Here is a 26,023-nt window from a genome sequence, read left to right as displayed (position 1 = left end):
TGCATGAATTTATGTTTCCTTTTTACCAACATCTGAGTATCGCACGCAGTAAGGCAGTTTTATGCCTGTTGCTTTGCTGTGTGTTTTCATTGCCATTTACAACCGTAAAGGCAGGGATGCGCGCAGACCTGCACAAGGTACCCTGTTCCCTGACCGTACATAATAAACCATTGGAAGAAGTGTTCGAACTGATCGAACAGCAAACTCATTATGCTATCATCTGTGTGGACCAGTCCGGACTGATGGATAGAAAAGTAAATCTTAACGCGAGGAATACAACGCTGGAAAACGTATTACAGCAGCTCGCAGGACAGGTTGCATTCAATTACAAATGCCTGGATAATAACATCATTGTAAAAGCAGGTGTTGTTAATAACCCCGGAGATCCGGCGGAGAAAACCGTTTCAGGTAAAGTAACGGATGCTAAAAAACAACCTTTACCTGGTGTGTCAATCATGGTGAAAGGTACCAAACGTGGTACTATCTCTACCGATAATGGCGACTTCCAGATCAAAGCAAACGAAGGCGAAGTTTTACAGTTCTTTTTCACAGGATTTCAGCCGTATCAGTTGACGGTTGGTAAAGGTGAAATCTATCAGGTTACCTTACTGGATGACGAAAAGAAACTGTCTGAAGTACTGGTAACAGCGCTGGGTATCAAAAAGGAAAAGGCAAAAGTTGGTTATTCTGCACAGGAAGTAAAAGGTGCTGATCTCGTGAAAGCACGTGAGCCGAACGTGATCAGTTCACTGACAGGCCGCGTTGCGGGTCTGACAATCAGAAATACGACTGACCTCTTCCAGGATCCGGGTATTTCCCTGCGTGGTGCAAAACCATTGATCGTCATAGATGGTATCCCTGATCAGTCAGCCGATCTTTATAAAATCAATGCAGATGATATCGAAAGTATGACCGTGTTGAAAGGTGCTTCTGCATCCGCACTGTACGGTTCCATCGGTTATAACGGCGCTATCATGATCACTACCAAAAGAGGTGGTTCTAAAGATCTGAGCGTTGATTTTAACTCTTCTACACAATTCCAGACCAGCTTTATCCGTATCCCTAAGGTGCAGACCACTTATGGTAACGGTTTTAAAGGTGAGTACGAGTATATTGACGGTTCTGGTAGCGGCCCTGAAGGTTTCGGCTGGATATGGGGTCCTAAACTGGATCAGCGCGATCCTTCCACTCCAAGTGGCTATCATGAAACACCGCAGTTCAACAGCCCTGTAGATCCTACTACCGGCAAACTGGTACCATTGCCTTTCCTGTCCCGTGGTAAAGACAATGTGAAGAACTTCTTCAGAACAGGTGTTATCACCAGTAACAATATCAGCTTTACGAAATCAGGTGATAACGGTACTTTCAGGGCTTCTGCTTCTCATATCTACCAGCAGGGTATCGTACCTAATACAGACCTGAAGAATACTTCTTTTAACATGGCAGGTAATTACAACCTGACAAAGAACTTCAGCATTAACGGTCGTATCAGCTACAATAAAGAGTATACACACAATTTCCCTGAGACAGGTTATGGTCCTACCAACTACCTGTACAACCTTATCCTGTGGACGGGGCCGGATATCGATGTACGTGATCTGCGTAATTATTGGGTGCCGGGTAAAGAAGGTATACAACAGCGCCACTACAATATCTCTTATTATAACAACCCTTATTTCCAGGCATATGAATACCTGAGAGGGTATGATAAAAATAACTCTTTTGGTTCTGTGGATCTGGATTATAAGATCAGTCCTTCTTTCAGTGCAAAATTCCGTACCGGTATTAATCAGTACAGCCTGAACCGTAACTATAATGAGCCTAAAAGCTATATCGGCTATGGTAATAAATCAAGAGGTCAGTATACAATTACTTCCAACACCTATTTCGATGTAGTGTCTGATCTGATCGTAGACTATAACCATACTTTCAGTGAGCACTTTAAGGTGCATGCGCAGGCAGGTGGTTCCAACTACTATCGTAATTTCAAAGCAGCATCCAGTAATACAGATGGTCTGACCATCCCTGGTCTGTACAATCTTGGTAACTCTGCGAATGCGGTACAATCTACCAACTCGCTGGAAGAACGCAGAACAGCGAGTGTATATGGTATTGTTGACGTAGAACTCTACAATGCGATCTATCTTTCCCTGACAGGACGTAATGACAAGATCTCCAGGTTACCCGTTGAGAACAATAGTTTCTTCTACCCTTCCTTATCCGGTTCGGTAGTGATATCTCAGCTGACCCGTTTACCTGAGTGGTTCTCTTTCCTGAAAGCAAGAGGTGCTGTTTCCCGTGTATCCAGCGGAACACTGGATGATAGCTATACTTATGGTTATCTGCCTTCCTATGACAAAGGTACTACCTGGGATGGCGTACCTGGTTTGAAATACAAGGATATTATCATGAACGCTTCGCTCCATCCGCAGACTTCCGATAGCTGGGAGGCTGGTGTGGATGCCAAGTTCTTTGGTAATAAACTGGGCTTTGAACTGACCTATTTCCAGACGAAAGATTATAACAACATCCTGAGCATCCCGGTATCACTGGGTAGCGGTTTTGCCAGCAGACTGGAAAATGGTCACGTATATCAGCGCAGAGGTGTTGAATTTGTAACGACTGCCACACCGATCCGTAAAGATAAATTCAGATGGGATGTGATGCTGAACCTGAGTACTTATCGTCGTCACCTGAAAGAGATTACCGGTGGTAATAAACTGGGTTATCTGAAAGCAGGCGACAGAACAGACAGGATCTTTGCAAATGTTTATCAGAAAGATCCTTCCGGTAACATTATTTACAGGGCAGATGGATTCCCGTTAGAAGATAACATCCAGCGTTTTGTAGGTAATTCAGATCCTGATCTGATCTACGGTCTGGAGAATAGTTTCTCATATGGCAATTTCACACTGCGTTTCCTGGTGGATGGCCGTCTTGGTGGATTGATGTATTCTACTACCAACCAGAAAATGTGGTGGGGTGGTACACATCCGGGTACTGTTAATCAGTTCAGAGATGACGCCAATGACAATAAATCAACATTCGTAGGTAAAGGTGTGGTAGTCACTTCCGGTCAGGCTACTTATGATGCTGATGGTAATATCGTAAGTGATAACAGAACATTTGCGCCTAATACACAGGGTGTGAATTATATCGACTACATGACCAACACCAGCAATGGTGCAGATGTGAATTACAACTACTATTCACAGAGCTTCCTGAAACTGAGAGAATTGACACTCACCTACAGGGTACCCTCCAAATGGCTGAAAGGTCGTGTATTCCGTGCGGCAGATATCTCTGCTGTAGGCCGTAACCTGCTGTTATTCGCCAAAATTCCGAACGTTGATCCGGATTCAGGTGTGGATAACTTACAGACGCCTTCTACAAGAAGCATCGGTGTGAACCTTAACCTTAAATTCTAATGTCAGCAACAATGAGAAAAATATTCAACATAGCAGCCGCCCTGCTGATTGTGGCAACTGGTTGTAAGAAATTCGAGGATTTCCAGACAGATCCTAACAAGCCTACCGTATCTACTCCTGATCTGTTGCTGAGCACTGTAATACAGGATGCGTTTCAGTCTACTACATTAGGCGCTACACTGGCTACCAGACAGATGGTGTTTGTGAACAGCGTATCCAATGAGCAATATTATGGCTGGACACGTGCAGGTTTCGACACTTACAATGACCTGCGCCAGGTTGTTAAAATGGAAGAAGAAGCCAACAGAATGGATAAGCCGGAATATATACCGCTGGTGAAATTCTTCAAGGCTTACTACTTCCTGAAGCTGACGAATACCTTTGGTGATATTCCTTATTCAGATGCATTGAAAGGGGAGAACGGTGGATTGTCGCCGGTGTATGATAAACAACAGAACATCTTTGTATCTATACTCGATGATCTGAAAGCGGCAAATGCACTGATCACGAATACGACGCCGGAAGTACAGGGGGATATCCTGTATGGCGGTACTATGGAGCAGTGGAAAAGACTGATCAATACACTGTCGCTGCGTACACTCATGAGTCTTTCCCTGAAGGAGAATAATGCTTCTTTGAATGTGAAGGCAAGATTCGCAGAAATCGTGAACAATCCGGAGACTTATCCACTGATGACAGGTAATGCAGATAACGGTGAACTGGTGTTTCATGACGTACTGGGTACCCGTTATCCTACTTACAATGACAACGACCTGCAGACGGCTTATTACCTGGATGCCACTTTCGTTGATCTGCTGAAAGGATTGAAAGATCCGCGTTTATTCCGTTTTGCGGAGAAAGCACCTAAGTCGGTTTCGCTGCCGGATAATGATTTCGCAGCATATGGTGGTGCAAAAGGAAGCGATCCCCTGAATGATAATAGTACGAAGGTTCTGGCGGGTGAAGTATCTAAGATCAAATCCCGTTATTTCAACAATCCGGTGAATGAGCCAAGCATCGCAGTTGGTTATGCAGAATTACAGTTTATTCTGGCAGAAGGCGTTGTACGCGGATGGATCAATGGTAGTGCAGCTGATTACTATAAGAAAGGGGTACAGGCTTCTATGCTGTTTTACGGTATTGCCCAGTCTTCTATAGACGACTACCTGACGGCTAATCCATATCCTGCTGCTGATCAGCTGAAAGCGATCATGACCCAGAAATACATTGCTTCTTTCATGAACAGCGACTGGAACTTTTTTTATGAGCAACGTCGTACCGGTTTACCTGCATTTGATGTATCCGGCGGTGGTGTGCTGAATGATAAGAAAGTGCCTAAACGCTGGATGTATCCTGTATCTGAATTACAGAATAACCAGGCGAATGTAAATGCAGCTATCGGCAGTCAGTTTTCCGGAAATGACAACATCAACGGAATAATGTGGTTACTGAAGGCGGAATAAGTTGTATTTTATAATTTTAAGTCATGATGAAGAAAATATACCTGGCCTCCTGCCTATGTCTCCTTTTAGGGGGAGCAGCGCAGGCACAGCAAAGAGAAAAGAAGGTCGTGTTTGTCATTGCAGATGGTATTCCGGCAGATGTACTGGAAAAGCTACAGACGCCTGCTATTGACCGCATTGTTGATGCGGGCAGGTATACGCGTATGCATGTAGGCGGTGATAAGAACGCCTATAACCAGACGCCTACCATATCGGCAGTAGGGTATAACAGTCTGCTGACGGGTACCTGGGTGAACAAACATAATGTGCCTGACAACGACATCACGGATCCTAACTATCATTACTATAACCTTTTCCGGCTGTTTAAAACACAGTTTCCTGCGAAGAAGGTTGCGATCTATTCCAGCTGGCTGGACAATCGTACCAAGCTGGCCGGGGATGGACTGGCACAGGCGGGAAATGTACATATCGATCTCCATGCGGATGGTTATGAACTGGATACTGTTCATTTTCCGCATGACAGGAAAAGGGACTTTATGCACGCGATTGATGAAAAAGTGATCGATGAGGCAACTGCCGGTATTAAAAAAGACGCACCTGCGCTGTCATGGGTCTACCTGGAGTATACCGATGATATGGGGCATGGCTATGGCGACAGTCCGGAGTTCTACAGCGCAGTAGAACTGATGGACAAACAGATGGGCCGTCTCTGGGAGGCGATTACCTACAGGCAACAGCACTTCAAGGAAGACTGGATGCTGGTGATCACTACAGATCATGGCCGTGATGAAAAGACCGGTCGTGATCATGGTGGGCAATCCACACGTCAGCGCAGTACCTGGATGGTCAGCAGTTATAAACCTGCCAATGAATATGCCCGTTATTATGAGCCGGGAATTGTGGATATCATGCCTACGATTGCCCGTTACCTGAATATGGATATTCCGGTAAGTACGGCGCGTGAAATAGATGGTATTCCGATGATCGGTAAGGTGGCGATAGCGAATGTAAACGCTAATTTCATACAGGATAATATCGACCTGAAATGGTCAGCCCTGCAGGATACAGGTAATGTAAAGATCTGGGTGACTACCACCAACAATTTCAAAACGGGCGGTACTGACGAGTACAAATTGCTGGCAACTGTACCCGTACAGGACCGTCATGCGTTGATCAACGTCGGGCAACTACCTTCCCGCTTTTATAAGATCGTACTGGAAACAAGTGCCAATACTGTAAATACATGGTTAGACCTGGATATTAAGTCCAGGTAAATATCGCTCTTTCAGTATCCGCAGATGGTGCAGTTCATGGCCGGGAATGATATAGGCTAATGTTCTTATAGAAATTGGATTCCCGCTGGAAATGCCCATAATTGTTTCCTGCTCTTTTTTCAGATTACGTAAGAGGTATATCGTCGACTCACGTACCACCCTGAATTCATTTGCCAGTTCCTGCAAGGAGCGGTCATTGGCAAATGAGTTCAGGACGTAATCATCCTGCTCAAAGCCGGGTAACGCCTGTTGCTCTCCCCGGGCAAAACACATCAGCCGGTACGCAAATACACGCTCTGTATCGATCATATGTCCCAAAGTTTCCTTGATTGTCCACTTGCCCGGAGCGTAGGCATAACTTCCTTTTTCCTCAGGTATCTTCGAAAAAAACGCATACGTACTGTCCTTTAATTCTTCTGTGATAGCGGGTACTTCTGCATCGCCGACACTGTTAATGTATACTTCCTGGTAGGGCATAAATTCGCCGGGTTGAGGTCTTGAAATCATGGGTGCGATTTTTGCTAATATTAATTAAAATTCCGTGAAAGCGCGAATTCATGACGGCAGAATTGGATATATTTGTACTAATCGCAATATTGGATAAGGATATATCTGGCTGACGTTCCCTATAGTTATTTTAAAACCCGCATTGAATGGCATACATTGGTCTTATTAACCTCTTACTGATTGTTGTAAACATTGCAGTGTCTTACAAAGGACTAAAGGATCGTTCCTTTTTTAATAAGTATTCGTTTGAAGTGGATCGTATCCTGATTGAAAAGGACTACAAGCGACTGATCACCTCCGGTTTCCTGCATGTCAGCTGGATGCACTTGTTTTTCAACATGGTATCGCTTTTTCTGTTTAGTAATAGTCTGGAAGTAAAGCTGGGACCTACGGCTTACCTGACTTTATATTTTGCCAGCCTGGTTGGAGGTAACCTGCTGTCCCTGCTGATTCACCGGAACCATGGAGATTATAGCGCTGTAGGTGCTTCCGGGGCTGTTTGCGGGGTTATTTTCGCATCTATTGCTTTATTTCCTGCTATGCGGCTGGGCTTCTTCGGGATCCCCTTTTCCATCCCGGGATGGGCGTATGGGTCATTATTCGTTTTATACTCCATTTACGGGATCAAGTCCAGGAGGGACAATATCGGACATGAAGCACATATGGGTGGGGCATTGATCGGCATGGTCGTGGCATTGTGTATGGTACCCGAAGGAATTGCGGAAAATTATCGCACCATATTGTCTATTCTGCTCCCGGGCGCACTTTTCGTTTACATTATCGTTAAATGTCCGCATATACTATTTATCGACAACCGGTATTTCAAAGCGCATGTCGGTGATTACGATATGGACGACAGGTATCACCTGGAACGTGCCGGTGAGCAGCAGGATCTTGATTACCTGCTGGAAAAGATCCATAAACGTGGTATGAAAAGTCTGACCAAAAAGGAGCGGGAAATGCTGATGAAATACTCTGAAGAGGTATGAGCATTGCACTGCTGAAAATCGCTTAGAAAGACGACCTGAATTTATCGGGCATCCAGATAACAAAGCGCCTGTATCATCCTTTTGATACAGGCGCTTTTCATTTTACCAGGTATTTTTAGTGTACGATCACAATCTCTTTTGTGACTACTTTCTTCCCGTTACTCAACCTGAGATAATACATGCCGCTTTTTAGCTGTGAAACAGGGTATTGTAAACTGTTTCCCGCTATCTGTAAGGGCTTTTGCTCAATTAGATGACCTGCGGTGCTGAGAATAGACAGCGAGGTCTTTCCCTGCCATCCTTTGTCAAACTGTAAGGTGATATGGTTGCTGGCAGGCTGTGGATAGACACTGAAACCTGCTTCATTGCCGGTGATTTCAGGCGCTGCTGCCATCCTTGCGCCAAAAGTTGCTGCAGTGGTATCACTGATGATGATATCGTCTATATAGGTCTTAAAATTGCCGATTTCATTACCATGTACATAATCAACGATAATCCGGTCAATGGTCTTGCCGCTTAGCCACCTGCCGATGTTACAGTTTATCTGTGACCAGGTGTTGACAGTACCATGTCCTGCACCCGGATGCATGGATACGCCATGCTGGTCGACGGCGCCCGCATCCCGGAGGGAGGTACCATCTGTCATGATCAGATCTACGGTAACATAACGGGAGATGTTATTGGTAGGATGCAGCCAGAAACTAAGTCCGGTACTGGCGGTGACCGGAATATTGACGTCAAACACTTTATAAGCGCAATAGGCATTCGCAGCAGCGGAATTCGCCCTTCCTGCAAAGCGGATGGCAGAAGGCCCTGTACGACTGGTCTCGTTCTGTACAATACCACAGATAGGTGTGCCGGTACCATTATCGCCGGTCACATTGGTAGGAATAACACTCTGGTCCGGGGTGTCTGTCCAGGTAAGTGTGGCATCATACTGTGCTTCCATACTGGTACGGAACCAGAGTGGTGCAGTAGCATAGGGGATGGTCACATTGGTCGTCAGCGGAGCGGTACCTTTCAGGACTTTAGTGGCCTGGCCTGCCAGTCGCAGGTAGAAGTCGGCGCCGATATAGGTACCATCTGCACTGGTGGTCAGGAAATACTGATTATCAGGTACGGCAAAGTAGCTGTCGGCCATTTTCGCAATAACGGTACCTTCATCATATTCATCAAACATGGCAATATAGGCGGTATTCATGCCCAGGCTTTTGATATTGTAAAGCTGTCGCCAGAAGAACTCTCCTTTGCTACGGGAAATCTGGTTCCTTGTGCCGCCGTTCCAGTTACTCCAGGCAAAGCCGGGAAATATAACCGGCTGGTAATCCAGTCCGTTGGCATTACAATAGGCCAGGTCAGGGGCCAGGTTCTCGTTTTTGAAATTATCTGCACCGGCGATGCTGCCAAAGCGGCCTACTGCCCAGGGAGACAGCATATTGAATGCTTTGTATACATTCTCATAACCGGCATAGGAGTCACGGGTACCGGTGCGCCAGCCGGCAGGTACGCCACCGATCACATAGTATCCCTTGCCTTTCAGCCAGTTGATAATTGCCAGACTGTTAGCCGGTTGATTGCTGCGTTCATTCAGTCCGAAGCCCCATATACAGATAACAGGTTTACCGTTCTGATGTGCATAATAGGGTGATTCCTGCGGACGAAGATCATTCTCGACATGCAGCCAGTCTGCCTTAAAGAAAGCAGTATCATCGGCATTCATATCATACATGATGTAGAAGATACGCTGGTATTTTTCGGCACTGCGTCTTATCCTGCTTACGAGACTATCCATACTGGCTTTGTAGACGCCATCTCTTGTCGGACCCAGGAAGCGTTGTTGTGCTACACCGTCGATACCATTCTGTTGCATCCAGGAGAAATGCAGGTCGATGGTAGTTTGTTTCCAGGAGGTGAATAAGCGGGCATTACGGCCATCATTCAGGTTACCCAGAGCAGTCTGGAACAGGTTGGCTGCCGGGTATTCGGTTACGTCCGGGTAGGCTTCAAATGTGATACGTCCGGGTGCTGGTTTAGGTGTGTCTGAACGATATCGGCCGGGGCTCCAGTGAGACCATCTTTCTATCGGCGAGCCGTCGCCATAACAGTTAAACCAGGCCTGGTACCCGCACATCAGTTTACCGGTCACTGATTGTGCTGCAGGCGCTACCTGCGCGTTGGAATGGAGTGTGATGGTCAGTAGTAACGTGAACACTAAAGACCATGCTGAGGGTTTTCGCATAGAGGGTTTGTTTTGATTGTTTCTCAAGATATAATACATGAATACCTGTGTACATGGGGATGTGCACAGGTATTCACATTTATAGCAGTATACAATGCTTTTCTACGCGATCATGATGTACTAAACTACTGATGGTCTGTCCAGGTCAGACAGGGTGGCGTTTCCTTGCTGCAGGAGCAGTTCGGCCAGTTTCATACGGCCTTCTGCGCCATGTTGGGTCACATATTCAAGTTCTGCCAGTGTCAGTAATTTTACGTTGACGATTTTAACCGGTTCGATTGTAAGGTCGACCGTATCGGGCACAGTTTCATCGGGGAGTCCCATAATTACGCCCACTCTTCCTTCCTGGTTCACAAATTCAGCGGGGACATCCACATCGTAGAATTCACTGGTAATATAAGTCATTTCTTCCAGCAGCCCTATCACGTTTCCATGATTGGCCATTAGTTGTGCTGCCTGGTAGGCCAGCTGAAACTGCCAGGTGTTGCTTACCTGTCCTTCAATTGGCTCGGAAGCGACATAGACTTCCAGTCCGAATCCGTTATAAGGGGCGTTCGCATTATTCGTCTCCATATCGTCATATGGATCACTGAGTCCATCGCTGGCGATGATCGTCCGTTCCGGCTGACGGATAGTAGCGTATGCCTGTCTGAGTGAGGGCCATCTCGGACCGCCCATGAAGGAAGGATTGATCGCATGTGCGATCACATCAGGGTCCAGTTTGCCAACGCTATTCCAGTATTCATCCCTTAATTTGCAGGAGGCCTCGAAGTGTTCCTCGTAGGTATTCATTGGAGTTGTATTTTAATTCCTGTAATGTATAATAATATGCTTGTGAAACAAAGTGTTTACGATTTTTTAAATAACCCCTTAGGGGATTAGTTGACAATCTACCGCCAGAGTACTAATTTTAGCAGATGGAAGCATGGCTTCCGGTAAATAAAACAGCATTGAAGAAAATTATCAAGATCCTTGGATGGATCATCCTGACCCCTGTATTTCTCGTAGTCCTGTACCTCTCAGCAGCTTATGTATTTTCGCGTATTTCGGTTGATAAAGAGGAACCTTCCGGAAATGATATAACACTGTTCATTCTCACAAACGGTGTACATACTGACCTGGTAATGCCTGTTAGAAATGCACAGATCGACTGGAGTAAAGAGGTGTTATTCTCCAACACGAAAAGTAATGATACTACCGCACAGTGGATCGCTTTTGGTTGGGGAGATAAAGGCTTTTACCTGGAAACGCCTACCTGGGCAGATCTGAAGTTCAGCACTGCGTTTAAGGCAGCTACCGGACTCAGTACATCCGCTATCCATGCGACTTACTATTACAGCATGTCAGCTGGCAGTGATTGTATAAAACTGAGCACAGACAGTGCGCATTATGCAAAATTAATCCGTTATATACAGGCTAGTTTTGACCGTGATGATCAAGGGCGTGTTATGCATATTGTTACGGATGCCAACTATGGTAAGACAGATGCATTCTATGAAGCGAAAGGCAGCTATAGCCTGTTTCATACCTGTAATACCTGGGCAAACAGCGGTTTAAAAAGCGGTGGACAAAAAGCCTGTCTGTGGACGCCTTTTGATAAGGGGATCTTTTATCAGTACAGAGGCGGGAATTAAGAATTAAGAATTAGGAATTAGGAATTAGGAATTAAGAATTAAGGCTGCTGTAGTAACGGTGTGATTGTGTATGGAAGGACTGTCCCTGTAATATTGTTTATCTTCGTGCATGGTATGGTAAAGCAGCAAATTTATTCTGTTCCCTCATTTCTGCTTCCGGAGAATACCCGGAAAGAAGAGATACATATACTGGCGCATCAGTTTACGGACAGCCGGGTGAGAAGTAAAGTCACCCTGGAACAAAATCTTTTCAGCTTCCTGGTGGAAGGAGAGAAGCGGGTATTTTATGCGGAAAAGCATGCTGTGATCAATAACACACAGTTTGTACTGTTATCATCCGGTAACTGTATCATGAGTGAGAAGAAGATCTCGGAAGAGGGTTTCTACAAGAGTGTGGTGCTTACTTTTGAGTCGGCTGCATTGACAAGGTTCTTTTTGAAATATCCGCATGTATGTATTGAAAAGGATAATCATGACCGCACAGAAGAACCTTTTCTGGTGTTTGAGACGGACAGCTTTCTGCAGAACTTTGTGCATTCTCTTTGTCTGATGGCTGCGTCAGGAAAACCGCTGCCTATAGACCTGAGGATACTTAAATTTGAAGAATTGCTGTTGTATATGGCAGATCGTTATCCACAACAGCTATTAAGTCTCCGGGCAAATGTGAGCGGTCACCAGGAAGAAGTGATGATCAGGAAATCGGCGGAGACGAACCTTTATAACAACGTGACTATCGAAGAACTGGCCTTCTTGTGCAATATGAGTCTGTCTACCTATAAGCGGAAGTTTCAGAAAACATACGGTACTTCTCCTACGCGCTGGTTCCTGCAAAAAAGGATGGAGCAGGCAGTGGGTATGTTATTGGTACAGCGCGAGAAACCCAGTGAGATCTATCATAAGCTGGGTTATGAAAACCATTCCAGCTTTACACAATCCTTTAAACAGGTGTATGGTCTGACACCGAGTGAATACCAGCAACAAAAACTGACCGTTTAACAACAATTTCTGAGCTGTTAGCCCTACTACTCCCCCTGAGCTGCATTGTAGCTTTGCAGTACTTTAAAACAAAGTACTATGAAAAGAATGTACACGTTCCTGGCGTTGATGGTCTTCGCCTGTTCTGCCGTAGCGCAGACATTTACACTGAAGAGTAATGATCTTGGCGGCCAGTTTGTCAATAGCCAGTTACTGAATGGAATGATGGGATATACAGGTGGGAATGTCTCTCCGCAGTTGTCCTGGGAGAATGCGCCTGCGGGTACGCAGTGTTTTGCCGTAACGATGTATGATGTGGATGCTCCCTCCGGTAGTGGTTTCTGGCATTGGGTACTGTATAATATTCCGGCAGATGTACATGAATTGCCGGCCGGCGCTGGTACGCCTGAGCGTAAATTATTGCCTGCAGGTGCAGCTCATGGTATCAATGATGCGGGTATGCCAGGATACCTGGGGCCTGGTCCTCTGCCAGGATTACCACATCAGTATATCATCACGGTGTTTGCACTGAAGACAAAAATAAACCCTGACAAGAGTACGCCTGCTGCATTTGTCGGAGTGCTGCTGAATCAGAACTTATTAGCCAAGGCGTCTATTGTAGGTTATTCACAACATCCATAACCGAAGCGCACGTTTACTTAACAGCTTGTCCCTGAAAGGTGTCCAGATAAAAAAGAGGGTGTATCAAACGATTGATACACCCTCTTTTTATGTCAGTAGATGAAAGTACTATTTGGTTTTTGCCGCGGCGATATCATCCTGTTCTTTTTTGATCAGTTTTTCAGCTTCTGTTCTTGCATCTTCTCCTTTCACTGCCACATCAGGAATAACGCCTTTTCCTTCCCAGCCTTCTTCTGAACCAGGGGCAGCTACCATTTTTACAGGCATAAATACGACCATGTTTTCTTTCAGCGGGATCATTGAACCTGCGATACCTGCGCCTGCTGTTGTATCGCCTACGATCGTAGCGCGGTGCATCTGTTGTAATGCAAAGGCGAAACCTTCTGTAGCGGATGCAGTGCGTTTATTAACGAGTATATATAGTTTGCTGTCCGGCATTCTTTTACCAGGTACGAAAGGATATGTCCATTCCTGGATATCTTTTGTACGGTCTTTATGATAACCGTGGAGGTAGTAGCGTTCATCGCCGGCATTGAAGAAATAACCTGCGAGGAAGCGGCCCATCATACCGGTTCCACCACCATTGTCTCTGATGTCAATGATGATGTTTTTGGAATAAGCGGCCATATTCATTGCATTGGCTGCCATTTCAAATGCTTCCTGGTCGCCATGGAAACCACCGGATATCTTGATATAGGCAGTAGATGTTTTTTTATTCAGTTCCACTGCATCAAAGCCATAGTTGTTCTGACGTTTTCTTTCAAGTTCCAGTCTGTCGTCTTCAGGCGTACGGGTATTGGAGAAAGACCGGGTCAGTTGTTCGTAATAATCTTTGTTGTGGAAAATGGTGAGATGCACATCTTTATGCGTTCCACGCAGGTCGTCGGTGATCTTCCAGGCCAGTTTCGCCGGCGTAAGGTCCTGATAGGCTTTCTTAGCTTCCTGGCTTTTCATGGTGGCAATATATTTCTTAGAGATCTCCGGGAACGGATAACCTTCTTCCAGTTGTTTGCTGATTTTCCCGATAATTTCATGAGCATCTTCTTTACTCACGACATGATCTGTATCCTTTGCAGGTTGCTGTGCTAACAGGCAGAGCGGAAGGCATAGTGCGCCCAGCAGGGCTGCTGATTTATAAAATTGTAGTTTCATACCTCGATTCTGGTTGCTTATTGTATCTGTAATTGTTTTTTATTCATTGCTTTTTCGTAGTCTGTCGGATAGATGATCAGGTCTTTCTCTGCCAGTGTGTGCATCAACTTTCTGATATGCTGCTGAACAGGCAGGGCTAAGGTGTAAAATGTAGCGTCTACCTGGATGTTACGTCCTTCATCCATAACAGTATTCTGACACCTGATGGCTATCTTTTGTCCTTTATAGTACAGGATGATTTTTACTCTGCCATCGTCATGTCCGTTCATGCCATTGGTACCGTATACGAGTAATGGATCGATGGTACCGTCGTTATCAAGGTCTTTCAGTTCGCAGAATTTTGTCCAGAACCAGATAGTAGTTTCCATTCCTTCTTTTGTATCATGACTGTTCCTGAAGTCATTCAGTTCCCCTGTTTTGACAAATCCGTTGGTGGTGGATTGTTGCAGAAATATAGCTTTGATCTTATAATTGATGGTATCATCCCCTTTGATCTCGTCTCTGCTTTCGCAAAGTGCCAGATAATAAGTGCCGGAAACATCTTTATAACGATAAGCCCGCTGTACAGGCAGTTGTTGGAAAAAGGTATTTTTTACGGCATCGTCAAACGTCTTTTCGGCAACGGATGTAGTAAGTATTTCACTCTCTGTTTTTCCCTGTTGTGCGTATAGTATTTTGCCACTCGTAAGGATGACAATCAGTGCTGTCAGAAACATCCGCATAATGACGAATCTTAAATGAATTGTTATTATCTTAAATGAATTGTTAATGCAGTAGGGGCGGGCGTTTAGCCCTGCTGCAAGATATTATTATTCGGCAATTTTTACAACGTAAGTTGAAAGAAATTTTTGCGTTAAATAAAACGGCAAAAGAAGATAAATTATTAATCGTCTTAATAACATTCAATTACATAAAAGCGCTCTCCCGGGACTTTTATTTACCAGGCAAAACAGTACAGCCACCACCAGTCAGGAAGGTAGCATCGATGTAGCTCAGGTGTGGCTAGTTAGGATAGTCGTACCGGGTGCAATAAATAAGCCTCCCAGGTAAATCCTGAGAGGCTTATCAGACTAGACTAAAATAAACAATAAAACTAACGCTTTAACCAAATTGACCTGCTCTTAATGGGTACGAGGGAAAAGGTAAATTTTGTTCGGGTGCAAAATTATCTGAAAGACTTTATTGAAAACATCCCTGAAAACCGTCATTTATGTATTTTGTGCATGGATAACCTGAAATTTAATATAGCTATGCGAAAGAGCGTGTACATAACAAGAACAGTTCCTGAGATTGCGTTGCAACATTTAAAAGACAATGGTATCGAGTATACGGTATGGACGGAAAGGCGTCATCAGTCTGAAGAAGAGCTCATACCTATTCTGAAGGATTACGATGCCATTATCGTGTCTGGTCCGCTGAAAGTAAACCGGGCTTTCCTGGAAGCATGTAGTCATCTCCGGATTGTATCGATGATGTCAGTAGGGTATGATAATGTGGATGTTGCAGCGGCAAAAGAACTGGGTATTGCAGTGGGCAATACGCCGGGTGTATTGAGCGGTGCGACTGCCGATACGGCTTTCCTGCTGTTGCTGGCTGCTTCCCGTAAAGCTTTTCATATGCACAAGGAGATCATCCGGGGAAACTGGAATTTCTGGGATCCTACGGCTAACCTTGGTCTTGAATTGAAAGGTAAAACACTGGGAATAGTGGGATTAGGCAGAATAGGCTTTGAGCTGGCGCAACGATGTATCGGTGCGTATGGTATGAAACTCATTTATCATAACCGTGGTACAAATGAAGAGGCAGAGAGGGAACTGGGGGCTGTACGTGTATCTTTCGATGAACTACTACAGCAGAGTGACGTTGTTTCTGTGCATACTGCCCTGACACCTGAAACAAAAGAACTCTTCAATAAGGAGGCATTCAGTAAAATGAAACCCAATGCCATCTTTGTTAATACGGCCAGAGGAGGTATTCATAATGAAGCCGACCTGATCGCTGCCTTGGAGAATGGAACCATCTGGGGCGCCGGACTGGATGTAACTAATCCTGAACCTATGGCCGCAGACAATCCGCTGCTGAACATGCATAATGTAGCTGTGTTGCCGCATATCGGTTCGGCGACTATTGATACCCGTAATGCTATGGCCGCTATAGCAGCAAAAAATGTTATCCGGACATTTGAAGGGAAAGCGCTGGAACACGCGGTTGTTGAAAATATCCACCGCCTGTAAGGGAGGCTGTATATCATGCAGGTAAGAAATGGGGAAAAACAGTTCAAAGGAAAGATCCTGAAACAATAGCTGGATAAAGACATTTACAAAGAAAGCGGGGCTTCCGGTATAGGAACGCCCCGCTTTCTTTGTAAATGTGACATCGTCGGATTATTTCTTTTGTTCGTAAAAGAACTCTATTCCGACCATGTCCCACACCGGGTATATATTATTTTCGAAGTAGTTGAATGTTTTCAGTACGCCATTCTGGTCAAACGTTGCTTTGTTCTCATAATCTACGTACTTTATTAACTCTTCATTTGATCTTGTATTGCGGTTGTACAGTCTGCCTGTTCCATCATTGAAGACATTTTTTGCTGATGTATACAGATAGGTGGTGAACAGATAAGGTTCCATGGCATTTTGGTATGACAGGCCGTTCTCGCGCAACGCCAAAAGGAACAGGTAGCCGGCAGGTAGTCTGGACAGGCCAATATTTGCGTGATTATTTTGTACGGATGGGAAGGTCGTACGTTGGACGTCATCAGCGGTATAATCATAAGTTCTTCCCTGCATGGATGCTAAATTGTTTGACGGGGTCCATAAAAAATCAAATTGTGCTGAGTAAACTGATGAATTGGTTTTAGAATAGAGGGTATACTTCACTGTCGTTACCTGTCCCTGATCGTTCCGTGTTGGGTTTATTATAACATGATCGCCATCAGCGGAATCGTTGGGAATGTCAGATACCCATGTAATACTGTCAAGCAGGCCCTTATTATACTTCAGAGAGTAGATATTTGTATAACCTTCAGCTAGCGTTGACTTGCTGCGTACAGTTGACAGCGAGCCATTTTCGTTGTAAGAGAATGTATATACAATTTTAGATAAGATGTTTACATGTTCCACTTTTATAAGCTGGTCCTTCTCATTATAAATAAGTGTGTCGGACATTAAAGGACCGCCTATACCGTCTCTGAATTTGTTATAATGGATCGTCTTTCTTAACAGTATATTGCCGGGCATCGTCTCCGCCGGCTTACCAGGGTCTATCTCAGGTTCGATGATATTTATCTTGTCTTTTTTACAGGCAAAAAACAATGTGAGTGTAACCACGATCAGCAGTACATTACTGAATTTAACAAGTTTCATAGGTGAATAGCATTAATGAAGGGGGCAAAATTAGCTTAAACAGATGATAAAAAAGTATAAATTGTTTATATGTTAGTAAGCATAAAACAGGCTTCCGGAATATCATCCCGGAAGCCCGTTATATATCTTCAGCAAACTTTATTTTATCTTCTTACCAGGCAGTTCCCTGTCATTCTGATACAGGATCATGCCTGTCACTTCATGTTGCTCGTTTCTGGTAAACCCAACCTGTGCATCTACTATTTTCAGGAAAAAGAAATCTTCTTTCTCTGCAAATAAAGGGGATTCCCGCTGACCGGTAGGTTGGCCCATCAGCATACCATCCTTTACGCTCATGACGATGTTGAAGCCGGGACGCAGGTTATATTCGCCTACATATTGTTGCAGCGTTGTCTCCGGTAGTTTGATCGCGATCCTTTCTTTGGGTATGATGTAAGGTTGATTGTATAATACGGCCAATAATGACGAAGCTATTTTACTGACGTCTCTGTCGGAGGCATTATCCAGTACGATCACACATACATCGTCTTCCGGCACTCTCATGATACTGGTGATGTATCCGTGGATACCGCCGCCATGTGAAACTTTACGTTTACCTGCAATAGAGTCAGATTCCCATCCATAGCCATAATGGTTCATAAAAGGCGTATACGCCTTTTCCCAGTCTGTCTTTGAGATGATCTTATACTGCTGGGCCGCCTGGTGCCATTTATACAGATCTGCGGTCGTGCTGTACATTGCGCCAGCTGCAAATGATACGGATGAATCTACACTTGGAGCAAGTGTGCTGCTGGAATCGTTGATGTTGAAATAACCGGTAGACTTTTTACGATCCTTCAGATTTTTAAAGTCAAAGCCGGTATGGTCCATATGTAAAGGGGTAAAGATGTATTTTCTTACCACCTGTTCGTAAGGTTTGCCTGTTACTTTTTCGATGATATAACCCAGCATGGAATAGCCCGAATTGGAATAATCCCATTTGGTGCCAGGGGAGAAGTTCAGTGGTTTGTCTTTAAACAGTGCCATGATCTTTTCTCTGCTGGCGGGGTTGCTGACTTCTTTATCCATGAAGTCTTTGTCATTGGTATAGTTGAAAATACCGGATGTATGTGTCAGCAGATTTTCTATGGTAATGCTATCCCCTTTGGGATAATCCGGGAAGTATTTTGACAGCTTATCCTGTATACTGAGTTTGTGTTCTTCTGCCAGTTTCAGGATGACTGTAGCGGTGAATTGTTTGGTAACAGACCCCAGTTGAAAAATAGTACCCGTTTCATTGCGGATGCTGTCTGCCGTACGTTGATAGCCATAAGCTTTGTCCAGTAGGATATTTCCTTTCTGTGTAACCAGTACGGTACCGTTGAATTTGTGTAATCCGCTGTAGGCGCTGACGAGGGAATCCAGTTTGGCAGTAGTGTCCTGCGCAAATAAGTTGTGCAATGAGCCAAGAATAAGCCCCAGGCAAAGCAATTTTTTCATGTGTATTGTGATTTGGGAAGACGGCTGGGCTATGTTGTGCAGGTAAAGATAATGTTATATTTTGGGATTATATAAATTCACGTATCATGAAAAGAATATTGCAGGGAATATTGATCTGTTTTTGTTCTCTGACCCTCCTTTCCGTACAAGCTCAGAAAAATAAACCTTTTAAAGTACTCGGTTTCTCCACAGCTTTACATGACCAGGCGCATATCAGTTTTGTACATGAAGCGAACCGCTGGTTTGCTGACATGGCAAAACGGTATCATTTCACCTACGATTCTACTAATGACTGGAATAATCTCAATACAGACGTATTAGCGGAATACCAGGTAGTCCTCTTCCTTGACACCAGACCCGATACGCCTACCCAGCGGGAAGCTTTCAGAAAGTATATGGAAAATGGCGGTGCATGGATGGGCTTTCATTTTTCTGCTTTTGCACTTACGCCTTCTGATTATCCGCAGAACTGGGACTGGTATCATAACGAATTCCTGGGTTCAGGCTCCTATGGCAGTAATACCTGGCGACCTACTTCCGCCATTCTGCGTGTAGAACATCCGGAACATCCTGCCATGAAACACCTGCCGGCGACTTTTAAGTCATCGCCTAATGAATGGTACAGATGGTCCAATGACCTGAAAGCTAATAAGGATATTGAGATTCTGTTATCGATTGATCCAGCGAGTTTTCCGCTGGGGACCGGGCCTAAACCACATGAGATCTGGCATAGCGGATATTATCCGGTTGTGTGGACAAACAGGCGTTACAAGATGCTCTACATGAATATGGGGCATAATGATATTGATTATGAAAACCATACCAATAGGGACCTTTCTCATACCTTTGACAACAAGCTGCAAAGCCGCTTTATACTCGATGCGTTGTTCTGGCTTGGAGGTCGTTAATCAGCTTACTTTTTCATAAGCATAATGTCCTTTGATGTGTTTATTCAGATAAGTGCCTTTAGACCCGGAAGTCTTCATTGCCTGATATACTTCTTCCGGCACGTTCTTATAGTCATAGACCATACCTGAAACGAAGATAACCCGCAGCGTAGCTGTCTCCTGGTCATAATGCATTTTATATACAACAGATGACGGCATCACTGATCTGTGTACAATTGCCGCGCCAGTCCTGGCAGCGTCAGCGGTATACCGGTCAGTGCTGTTTTCTTCTGCCTTCCAGTATCCGGTAAAAAGAACGGCTTCTTACCTCTTCCAGTGTCAGTCCGGTAGCCAGTACTTCTTCTTCGGTGATAGCGCCACAATTGATGGCTTTCAGGAAGAAGTTCAGCAGTCCCTGCCCGGTAGCGGCATCATCAAAAATATCTTTTGTGAGTGTGGATATCGCCGCACGTTCAACAAATGTCTTCAACCGGAACAAAGCATCAGCATAGTTACCCAGGAAGAAAAGATAAGTGGCTGCATATCGCATGGGCAGTTGTGCCGGATTCAGGTCCCATCCCTGGTAAAATCCATTGATCAGTGAGTGCTGGCTGTGACCATAACCTATGCGCCAGGCATGGTGTACGCTGTCTGCATTCTCCTGTAACTGAGCCAGGCTCAGATGTTCGCCTTTCTGCGGGGCAACGGGAATCACATTGGTCGCGCCATCTGAGAGAAAAATACCTGTACCACCCAATGCGACTTTAGTCATATGATGGGCAAAGTCGCATACAGGATGCGCCATGGTCTGATATTTTGCAGTAATGCCACAGGAAGCGGTGTAATCGTAGGTGCCAAAATGGGCAGCAATGCAACGTCCTTCGCTGGCGCGGATGATACGCATCAGCGGATTTCTACCTTCATCATCCATAATGATCTGGGTGGCTTCTACCATGGTTTCCATTTTCAATGCGCCTGCCGGCAGACCATGTGCTTTTTCCAGCAGTTCGAATAGTCTGACGAGTGTGCTTGCCTGTTCCGGAATGGTCACCTTTGGCAGCATCACCACAAAGTTCTCTGGCAATACACTTTTCGTCTCTTGCAGGAGTGTTGTGAGGAACAGGTCCAGGGTTCTTACACTACGATGTTTGAGGTCTTCTGTAAAAGGTTTGATCCGGATCCCTATAAAAGGGGAGATCGTCTTTTGCTGCATCCCCAATGCCAGTTCTTTTGCTGCCGCAACGGCGGTCGCATCTTCTTCTGCATCCGGACGGTTACCAAAACCATCTTCGAAATCTATCCGGAAGTCTTCCACGGCTTCTGTGGATAACTTACGTACGATCTTATCGTAGACAGTATAGTACAGCCAGGCAGGTTCCTGTTTACGGTCTTTCTCCGTCAGTTGTTCCAGTCTTTGCTGCAACATTGCAATATCTGCGGTGTTGTGGGGTAGTTGCTGATAGCCTTCCAGTTGCAATGCTTTCGCCAGAGTCACAAAGTCGGGTGCATATGTCTGGAGGTGCTTTAAGGCAATCTCGCCCATGCGGGTGCAGGTATCGGCTTTGAATAGATTTGCGCCACCATAGACGGTGTGTACGGGTTGTCTGTCAGGTTTATCGCCGGGGTAGATCTGCTGGAATTTCAGATTTGCTTTTTGCAGCTCCTGCAGCAGTTGTTCTTTTTCATTTTCAGCTATAGCCAGTTGCATAGTCAGGGGGTGTTTTATGTACCACGATAGGTGGAATAACCAAAGGGATTTAACAACAGGGGAACATGGTAGTGCTGCTGATCGCGGATAAAGAAAACAACTTCTACAAAAGGGTAGAAGCTGTTGATCCCACGGGTGTCGAAATAGGTTTGTGTTTCAAACCTGAGTTTATACACACCGGCAGCTAATATTGCTTCATCAGGCAGCAGACCGGCTAATCTGCCATCCTGATTGGTATGACCGGAGGCGATGGCCGTCCAGTCTTCTTCCTGTTGTTGGAAAAGATGAACGGCCACGCCTTGTGCTGGAAGGCCTGCGGAAGTATCCAGTATATGTGTGGTGATCCGGCTCATGCGCTCAGCAGCTTTTTAAGTCTGATAGCGGTGATTTTTTCCTGTTCACCCATCGCAATCTTTATCTCTTCTCCTTCCTCGTTTTTCAATCGTTCGGTAAGAATTGATAACATTTCAGGGGCAGATTTGCCTGTGGCACATACGATGAAAATGTAGCCGAATTTATCTTCATACAGCTTGTTTCCTTTTGAAAGGGCCTGTAGTATCACTGTAGAAGCATCGACGGCGCCCGCCTGTTCTCCGGTAGCCCATTGTCCTGTAGCGGCAAATTTGTGTTGCAGCGAATGGAGGTCGCCGATCTTAGGGTGATGGGCAAAGGCTTCTTTCCAGTCGCTTTCTGTACAGGATTGCCAGTTACGGGCGGCGGCGGTCAGCAGACTGTCTTCATCTTTTACAGGAAATTCATTGGTCATTTTCTGAATCCATGCGGTAGCGCCACAGCATTTGCCGAGCGCTTCATTCAATTGTTCTGGTGGTAGTGCATTAAGTGCTGTCAAAGTCATTGGGTGGAATTTATTATAGAGTAGTGGGGAACCTGTTTACATTCTTATAGTAGATGTAAACGGCAGGTTCTTTTCCCATAGCAGTAAACCATTGCTGGCAATAAGGCGCCATCCAGATAGCGTCGCCTTTTTGAACCGGATACCATTTGTGATCCAGCATATAGACGCCCTGTCCCTGGAGGTAGAGTAATCCGTGTTCCATGATATGTGTTTCTACGAAAGGCAGATGTCCGCCGGGGTCGTAGGTGAAGATATTCACCGCCATATCAAAAGAAAGATCTTCCGGTAACAAGACCTGTAAGCGCAGGGCCGGATCGCCCAGGAAGGCGGGACCGTCTATTTTTTCGGCATTACCGAAAATAAATGGTGGATGTTCATGTCCTTTGAGGGGTTCGTATACTTTGTGAAAAGTAACGATCTGGGTACCTGTTGTGCATTCGTCCAGATGGTACGAATGACCGGTAGGTACGTATACAAAATGTCCGCCGAGCAGGGTCTTTTCATTTTCATCTACTTTGGCGGTGCATTGTCCGGAGATGACATAAAAAAAGATCTGTGACGTTTCTGTATGACCAGAAATGACAGTGCCTATTTCTGCGGTGATCAATGTTTGTCCGAGGCCTGCGCCCATCTGTTCATTAATGATCACATTCACGCGGCAATTGGTCCATCCGGGTACCACACTGTTGACATAGCCATCCGGACATATCACTGCATGATTGCGTGTTACTACTGATCTCGTCAATGCTGATATTTTCATATTACCGCTTTTTGTAGACCTCTGTGAGGCGATGAATAAAATGATCGGATACTTTTACGGCAGCGGCAATGTCGGGTACTTCCACATTTTCCTGTGGCTGGTGACTGATGCCTTTGTAACACCTGACGAACAGCATGCATACGGGTGCTACTGTCGAAATGGTTACGGCGTCATGTCCTGCGCCACTGTGCAGGTTCTTCAGGTCATAACCGGCTGCCGTAACAGCCTGTGCGAGCAGATGGCTTAAAGCCGTGTCACACTCCACAGGTTTATGTTTTTGTATAAGGTCCCAGTCTGCGGTGAGCCGTCTTTCATGACAGATTTGCGAGGCAATGTCCTTTAACGACCTTCTGGCCTTTTTTAGGATCATGGCATCGCTGCTTCTCAGGTCAAGTGTACAGGTCACTTCCCCTGGTATCACATTACTGGCCTGGTCTGTAATATGCAGGGTACCTATGGTGGCCAGCAGCGCTTCTTTTTGGGTGGAAGCATAATGTTCTGCTGCCAGTATGAATTCGGCGGTTGCGCATAAAGCATCATGCCGCATTTCCATCGGTACCGTACCGGCGTGACCGGATACGCCATTGAACTTTACACGGATGCGTTGTTGTCCGGCGATAGTCTGGACAACAGCTACCGGCAGTTTTTCTTCGTATAGTACCGGGCCCTGTTCAATATGTATTTCAAAATAGCCCAGCCATTCTTCCCGTGGAATGGCATCATCGGATAATAATGCGGGGTCTCCGCCAATGGTTTTGATTGCATCACGGAGGGTGATACCGTCACTGTCTGTTTTGTTCAGCAATTCAATATCAAATGAACCGGCTACGGTCGTGCTGCCAAGATAGGCGGTATGAAAGCGTACGCCTTCTTCGTCGCTGAAAGCGATCAGTTCTATGTTGAAGGGTAGCTGTATCTTTTCCTGTTGCAGATAGTGAATCAGGTCTATGCCCATGATGACGCCCAGCGGACCGTCAAAGCGACCGGCATTTCTTACGGTATCGATATGGGAAGCGATCACCAGTGTACGTGCATTGGGTTCCTGACTGTTCCATCTGCCTCTGACATTGCCGATATTGTCTATTCTGGCTGTCAGTCCTGCTTCCTGCATCCATGACAATACTTTGCTGCAACCGCTGATAAATGCGGGTGAGCCAAATGTGCGGGTGATACAGGTGGTGTCCTCGCTGATACCTGCCAGTTCGTGAATCCTGGCAAGGATACTGTTTGCGCGGTGCAGGTAGTTTTCCATACGGCAGTATTTATTCTATACGTTCGATTGTCTGAAAATGTTTTTCCCCTGATGGGTATGGGGGAAATTTCCCTGATCGAATACCTTTACTCCTTTCAGATACGTCTGTTCCACTACACCAAATAATCTTTCATTCAGGTAAGGCGTCAGTTTGTGTTTATGATACAAACCTTCCGCATTGACCGTAAATGATTGTTCCGGATCCCAGACAACCAGGTCGCCATCATATCCCTCAGCGATTTTTCCTTTTTTATGCTGGAGGCCAGTCAGGATAGCGGGATTTTCACAGAGCCAGCGGGCTATCTGTGGAATCGTGATCCCCCTGCTTCTTCCGGCTGTCCATAATGCAGGCAATGCGAGTTGCAGGGAAGCAATGCCTCCCCATGCCAGGGTAAAATCGCCTGTTTCCAGCTGTTTCAGTTCCGGCGGACAGGGAGAATGATCTGTAGCGACAAAATCAATAATACCGGCTTTTAATGCCTCCCAGAGCTGTGCATTGTTCTCCCTTTCCCGGATAGGCGGTGCGCATTTAAAACTGGTATTGCCGTCCGGGATCTCCTCTGCATTAAAGTAGAGATAGTGCTGGGCTGTCTCGACCGTCAGCGGTAAACCTTTTTGTCTGGCAATCGTGATCGTTTCAATGGCTGCGGCAGCAGACAGGTGTACGATATGTACCCGGCACTGGTATAATTCACAGCAATGAATCATCAGGGCAATGGCCGCCTGCTCCCATAAGGGGGGGCGGGAAGCCATGTATTGCCGGTAAGAACGTTTGTTATCCTGCAGGGGATATTGTAAATCCGGCATTAGTTCACAATGCACCAGCAGGGGCAGATTATGCCTGGCAATGATGGGCATGGCCATTTCCAGATCTGCTGCTGTTACATTGGGGAAATCTTCAATTCCGGAATGGGTGAGGAATGCTTTAAAACCACTGACGCCTTTGTGTGCGAGTCCTTCGATTTCGTGTGTATTACCCGGTATAATGCCGCCCCAGTAGCCACAGTTACAATGTAGCTGCGGTGTGGCTGCCTGTATTTTTTCTTCCAGGGCCTTTACGCTGGTGGTGACAGGTGACGCATTCAGGGGCATGTCTATCAGGGTAGTGACGCCGCCTGCCACGGCTGCCTTCGTGGCTGTTTCGAAGCCTTCCCAGTCTGTCCTGCCGGGTTCGTTGATGTGTACATGGGGATCAATAATACCCGGCATCAGGATGCTGTTGCCAATGTCTACAATGGTAACAGCATTTTCGGGCAGCGTCTCACTCACTGAGTAGATGGAACCATCTCTCACTACTACCACCGCAGGTCTTAAACCATCAGGTGTGAGTATATTATTTCCTTTTATAATGAGGTCAGACATATATGGGGGCTTCTAAGTAAAAATAGGCAATTAATTCTTTATATTAGGGTA

General features: G+C 45.6%; 23 protein-coding genes. 9 read left to right on the top strand and 14 right to left on the bottom strand.

Going from position 1 to position 26,023, the window contains the following annotated elements:
• The first annotated feature begins 11 nt into the window (after positions 1 to 11).
• The 3 genes from CPIN_RS33635 to CPIN_RS33625 are packed head-to-tail and all read left to right on the top strand — an operon-like array spanning position 12 to position 6,165.
• Entirely contained in the window at positions 12 to 3,428 is a 3,417-nt protein-coding gene (locus tag CPIN_RS33635) for a SusC/RagA family TonB-linked outer membrane protein (protein WP_012794355.1), read from the top strand.
• A gap of 11 nt (positions 3,429 to 3,439) precedes the next feature.
• Positions 3,440 to 4,891: a SusD/RagB family nutrient-binding outer membrane lipoprotein gene (locus tag CPIN_RS33630; protein ID WP_044220332.1), complete on the top strand. Its 1,452-nt coding sequence runs from the start codon at positions 3,440 to 3,442 to the stop codon at positions 4,889 to 4,891.
• Positions 4,892 to 4,914: 23 nt separating this feature from the next.
• Complete coding sequence (locus CPIN_RS33625; protein WP_245552055.1) at positions 4,915 to 6,165, top strand: alkaline phosphatase family protein; 1,251 nt, start codon at positions 4,915 to 4,917, stop codon at positions 6,163 to 6,165.
• Here CPIN_RS33625 and CPIN_RS33620 read toward each other — a convergent pair.
• On the bottom strand, positions 6,139 to 6,672 hold the full coding sequence (locus CPIN_RS33620; RefSeq protein WP_012794352.1) for a DinB family protein: 534 nt from the start codon (positions 6,670 to 6,672) through the stop codon (positions 6,139 to 6,141). The two genes, CPIN_RS33625 and CPIN_RS33620, sit on opposite strands and share 27 nt — an antisense overlap.
• A 146-nt stretch (positions 6,673 to 6,818) precedes the next feature.
• Between CPIN_RS33620 and CPIN_RS33615 the strand changes: the two genes are divergently transcribed.
• Positions 6,819 to 7,661 carry a rhomboid family protein gene (locus CPIN_RS33615; protein WP_012794351.1) on the top strand — a complete coding sequence of 281 codons (843 nt, stop codon included), beginning with the start codon at positions 6,819 to 6,821 and terminating at the stop codon, positions 7,659 to 7,661.
• 115 nt (positions 7,662 to 7,776) lie between these two features.
• Here CPIN_RS33615 and CPIN_RS33610 read toward each other — a convergent pair whose 3' ends face one another.
• Together CPIN_RS33610 and CPIN_RS33605 are read right to left on the bottom strand one after the other, a co-directional pair.
• Positions 7,777 to 9,900 carry a T9SS type A sorting domain-containing protein gene (locus CPIN_RS33610; RefSeq protein WP_012794350.1) on the bottom strand — a complete coding sequence of 708 codons (2,124 nt, stop codon included), beginning with the start codon at positions 9,898 to 9,900 and terminating at the stop codon, positions 7,777 to 7,779.
• A gap of 120 nt (positions 9,901 to 10,020) precedes the next feature.
• On the bottom strand, positions 10,021 to 10,692 hold the full coding sequence (locus CPIN_RS33605) for a suppressor of fused domain protein (protein ID WP_012794349.1): 672 nt from the start codon (positions 10,690 to 10,692) through the stop codon (positions 10,021 to 10,023).
• A 125-nt stretch (positions 10,693 to 10,817) separates the two neighbouring features.
• Here CPIN_RS33605 and CPIN_RS33600 point away from each other — a divergent pair, with 125 nt between their 5' ends.
• The 3 genes from CPIN_RS33600 (at position 10,818) to CPIN_RS33590 (ending at position 13,151) form a co-directional block, all read left to right on the top strand.
• On the top strand, positions 10,818 to 11,534 hold the full coding sequence (locus CPIN_RS33600; protein ID WP_012794348.1) for a TIGR02117 family protein: 717 nt from the start codon (positions 10,818 to 10,820) through the stop codon (positions 11,532 to 11,534).
• 114 nt (positions 11,535 to 11,648) lie between these two features.
• Complete coding sequence (locus tag CPIN_RS33595) at positions 11,649 to 12,530, top strand: helix-turn-helix domain-containing protein (protein ID WP_012794347.1); 882 nt, start codon at positions 11,649 to 11,651, stop codon at positions 12,528 to 12,530.
• A gap of 78 nt (positions 12,531 to 12,608) precedes the next feature.
• The gene (locus CPIN_RS33590) at positions 12,609 to 13,151 is read left to right on the top strand and encodes a YbhB/YbcL family Raf kinase inhibitor-like protein (RefSeq protein ID WP_012794346.1); all 543 of its coding nucleotides are present in this window, start codon (positions 12,609 to 12,611) and stop codon (positions 13,149 to 13,151) included.
• Positions 13,152 to 13,259: 108 nt separating this feature from the next.
• On the opposite strand, the gene CPIN_RS33585 is transcribed toward CPIN_RS33590, so the two are convergent.
• Complete coding sequence (locus tag CPIN_RS33585) at positions 13,260 to 14,303, bottom strand: S41 family peptidase (protein ID WP_012794345.1); 1,044 nt, start codon at positions 14,301 to 14,303, stop codon at positions 13,260 to 13,262.
• Positions 14,304 to 14,320: 17 nt separating this feature from the next.
• Positions 14,321 to 15,025, bottom strand: coding sequence for a M949_RS01915 family surface polysaccharide biosynthesis protein (locus CPIN_RS33580; RefSeq protein ID WP_012794344.1), 705 nt, complete (start codon positions 15,023 to 15,025; stop codon positions 14,321 to 14,323).
• A 528-nt stretch (positions 15,026 to 15,553) separates the two neighbouring features.
• Between CPIN_RS33580 and CPIN_RS33575 the strand changes: the two genes are divergently transcribed.
• On the top strand, positions 15,554 to 16,537 hold the full coding sequence (locus tag CPIN_RS33575) for a 2-hydroxyacid dehydrogenase (RefSeq protein WP_012794343.1): 984 nt from the start codon (positions 15,554 to 15,556) through the stop codon (positions 16,535 to 16,537).
• 150 nt (positions 16,538 to 16,687) lie between these two features.
• On the opposite strand, the gene CPIN_RS33570 is transcribed toward CPIN_RS33575, so the two are convergent.
• Positions 16,688 to 17,668 (bottom strand): hypothetical protein, encoded by a 981-nt coding sequence (locus CPIN_RS33570; protein WP_012794342.1) that lies wholly within the window; start codon positions 17,666 to 17,668, stop codon positions 16,688 to 16,690.
• Between the two features lie 138 nt (positions 17,669 to 17,806).
• The gene (locus CPIN_RS33565) at positions 17,807 to 19,147 is read right to left on the bottom strand and encodes a serine hydrolase (RefSeq protein WP_012794341.1); all 1,341 of its coding nucleotides are present in this window, start codon (positions 19,145 to 19,147) and stop codon (positions 17,807 to 17,809) included.
• Between the two features lie 86 nt (positions 19,148 to 19,233).
• Between CPIN_RS33565 and CPIN_RS33560 the strand changes: the two genes are divergently transcribed.
• A complete protein-coding gene (locus CPIN_RS33560) occupies positions 19,234 to 20,055 on the top strand; it encodes a ThuA domain-containing protein (RefSeq protein ID WP_012794340.1) in 822 nt (273 codons plus the stop codon).
• Here the strand turns inward: CPIN_RS33560 and CPIN_RS33555 are convergent, their stop codons facing one another.
• Genes CPIN_RS33555 through allB form a run of 7 tightly spaced genes read right to left on the bottom strand, consistent with a single transcriptional unit; the run spans position 20,056 to position 25,972 of the window.
• Positions 20,056 to 20,253, bottom strand: a complete 198-nt coding sequence (locus tag CPIN_RS33555) for a KTSC domain-containing protein (RefSeq protein WP_012794339.1) — start codon at positions 20,251 to 20,253, stop codon at positions 20,056 to 20,058. It lies immediately after the preceding gene.
• A 55-nt stretch (positions 20,254 to 20,308) separates the two neighbouring features.
• Positions 20,309 to 21,742, bottom strand: coding sequence for a DUF6986 family protein (locus tag CPIN_RS33550; protein WP_012794338.1), 1,434 nt, complete (start codon positions 21,740 to 21,742; stop codon positions 20,309 to 20,311).
• 14 nt (positions 21,743 to 21,756) lie between these two features.
• Positions 21,757 to 22,095 (bottom strand): hydroxyisourate hydrolase, encoded by a 339-nt coding sequence (uraH, locus tag CPIN_RS33545; protein ID WP_012794337.1) that lies wholly within the window; start codon positions 22,093 to 22,095, stop codon positions 21,757 to 21,759.
• On the bottom strand, positions 22,092 to 22,598 hold the full coding sequence (gene uraD, locus CPIN_RS33540; RefSeq protein ID WP_012794336.1) for a 2-oxo-4-hydroxy-4-carboxy-5-ureidoimidazoline decarboxylase: 507 nt from the start codon (positions 22,596 to 22,598) through the stop codon (positions 22,092 to 22,094). The genes uraH and uraD overlap by 4 nt, the downstream gene beginning before the upstream one ends.
• 13 nt (positions 22,599 to 22,611) lie before the next feature.
• Entirely contained in the window at positions 22,612 to 23,358 is a 747-nt protein-coding gene (gene allE / locus CPIN_RS33535) for a (S)-ureidoglycine aminohydrolase (protein ID WP_012794335.1), read from the bottom strand.
• Between the two features lies 1 nt (position 23,359).
• A complete protein-coding gene (locus CPIN_RS33530; RefSeq protein WP_012794334.1) occupies positions 23,360 to 24,610 on the bottom strand; it encodes an allantoate amidohydrolase in 1,251 nt (416 codons plus the stop codon).
• Positions 24,611 to 24,625: 15 nt separating this feature from the next.
• Positions 24,626 to 25,972 (bottom strand): allantoinase AllB, encoded by a 1,347-nt coding sequence (allB, locus tag CPIN_RS33525; RefSeq protein ID WP_012794333.1) that lies wholly within the window; start codon positions 25,970 to 25,972, stop codon positions 24,626 to 24,628.
• Positions 25,973 to 26,023 lie beyond the last annotated feature (51 nt).

Origin of the sequence: Chitinophaga pinensis DSM 2588, assembly GCF_000024005.1 — a bacterium.
In the GTDB taxonomy this organism is placed as follows: domain Bacteria; phylum Bacteroidota; class Bacteroidia; order Chitinophagales; family Chitinophagaceae; genus Chitinophaga; species Chitinophaga pinensis.
The sequence above is the reverse complement of the archived record's forward strand: the minus strand, read 5'-3'. Positions and strand labels throughout refer to the sequence as shown.

What these genes read in the sequence shown, in the direction of transcription:
- CPIN_RS33635 (WP_012794355.1), top strand. Translation starts at nt 12, where the DNA reads ATGTTTCCTTTTTACCAACATCTGAGTATCGCACGCAGTAAGGCAGTT.
- CPIN_RS33630 (WP_044220332.1), top strand. Translation starts at nt 3,440, where the DNA reads ATGAGAAAAATATTCAACATAGCAGCCGCCCTGCTGATTGTGGCAACT.
- CPIN_RS33625 (WP_245552055.1), top strand. Translation starts at nt 4,915, where the DNA reads ATGATGAAGAAAATATACCTGGCCTCCTGCCTATGTCTCCTTTTAGGG.
- CPIN_RS33620 (WP_012794352.1), bottom strand. Translation starts at nt 6,672, where the DNA reads ATGATTTCAAGACCTCAACCCGGCGAATTTATGCCCTACCAGGAAGTA.
- CPIN_RS33615 (WP_012794351.1), top strand. Translation starts at nt 6,819, where the DNA reads ATGGCATACATTGGTCTTATTAACCTCTTACTGATTGTTGTAAACATT.
- CPIN_RS33610 (WP_012794350.1), bottom strand. Translation starts at nt 9,900, where the DNA reads ATGCGAAAACCCTCAGCATGGTCTTTAGTGTTCACGTTACTACTGACC.
- CPIN_RS33605 (WP_012794349.1), bottom strand. Translation starts at nt 10,692, where the DNA reads ATGAATACCTACGAGGAACACTTCGAGGCCTCCTGCAAATTAAGGGAT.
- CPIN_RS33600 (WP_012794348.1), top strand. Translation starts at nt 10,818, where the DNA reads ATGGAAGCATGGCTTCCGGTAAATAAAACAGCATTGAAGAAAATTATC.
- CPIN_RS33595 (WP_012794347.1), top strand. Translation starts at nt 11,649, where the DNA reads ATGGTAAAGCAGCAAATTTATTCTGTTCCCTCATTTCTGCTTCCGGAG.
- CPIN_RS33590 (WP_012794346.1), top strand. Translation starts at nt 12,609, where the DNA reads ATGAAAAGAATGTACACGTTCCTGGCGTTGATGGTCTTCGCCTGTTCT.
- CPIN_RS33585 (WP_012794345.1), bottom strand. Translation starts at nt 14,303, where the DNA reads ATGAAACTACAATTTTATAAATCAGCAGCCCTGCTGGGCGCACTATGC.
- CPIN_RS33580 (WP_012794344.1), bottom strand. Translation starts at nt 15,025, where the DNA reads ATGCGGATGTTTCTGACAGCACTGATTGTCATCCTTACGAGTGGCAAA.
- CPIN_RS33575 (WP_012794343.1), top strand. Translation starts at nt 15,554, where the DNA reads ATGCGAAAGAGCGTGTACATAACAAGAACAGTTCCTGAGATTGCGTTG.
- CPIN_RS33570 (WP_012794342.1), bottom strand. Translation starts at nt 17,668, where the DNA reads ATGAAACTTGTTAAATTCAGTAATGTACTGCTGATCGTGGTTACACTC.
- CPIN_RS33565 (WP_012794341.1), bottom strand. Translation starts at nt 19,147, where the DNA reads ATGAAAAAATTGCTTTGCCTGGGGCTTATTCTTGGCTCATTGCACAAC.
- CPIN_RS33560 (WP_012794340.1), top strand. Translation starts at nt 19,234, where the DNA reads ATGAAAAGAATATTGCAGGGAATATTGATCTGTTTTTGTTCTCTGACC.
- CPIN_RS33555 (WP_012794339.1), bottom strand. Translation starts at nt 20,253, where the DNA reads ATGCCGTCATCTGTTGTATATAAAATGCATTATGACCAGGAGACAGCT.
- CPIN_RS33550 (WP_012794338.1), bottom strand. Translation starts at nt 21,742, where the DNA reads ATGCAACTGGCTATAGCTGAAAATGAAAAAGAACAACTGCTGCAGGAG.
- uraH (WP_012794337.1), bottom strand. Translation starts at nt 22,095, where the DNA reads ATGAGCCGGATCACCACACATATACTGGATACTTCCGCAGGCCTTCCA.
- uraD (WP_012794336.1), bottom strand. Translation starts at nt 22,598, where the DNA reads ATGACTTTGACAGCACTTAATGCACTACCACCAGAACAATTGAATGAA.
- allE (WP_012794335.1), bottom strand. Translation starts at nt 23,358, where the DNA reads ATGAAAATATCAGCATTGACGAGATCAGTAGTAACACGCAATCATGCA.
- CPIN_RS33530 (WP_012794334.1), bottom strand. Translation starts at nt 24,610, where the DNA reads ATGGAAAACTACCTGCACCGCGCAAACAGTATCCTTGCCAGGATTCAC.
- allB (WP_012794333.1), bottom strand. Translation starts at nt 25,972, where the DNA reads ATGTCTGACCTCATTATAAAAGGAAATAATATACTCACACCTGATGGT.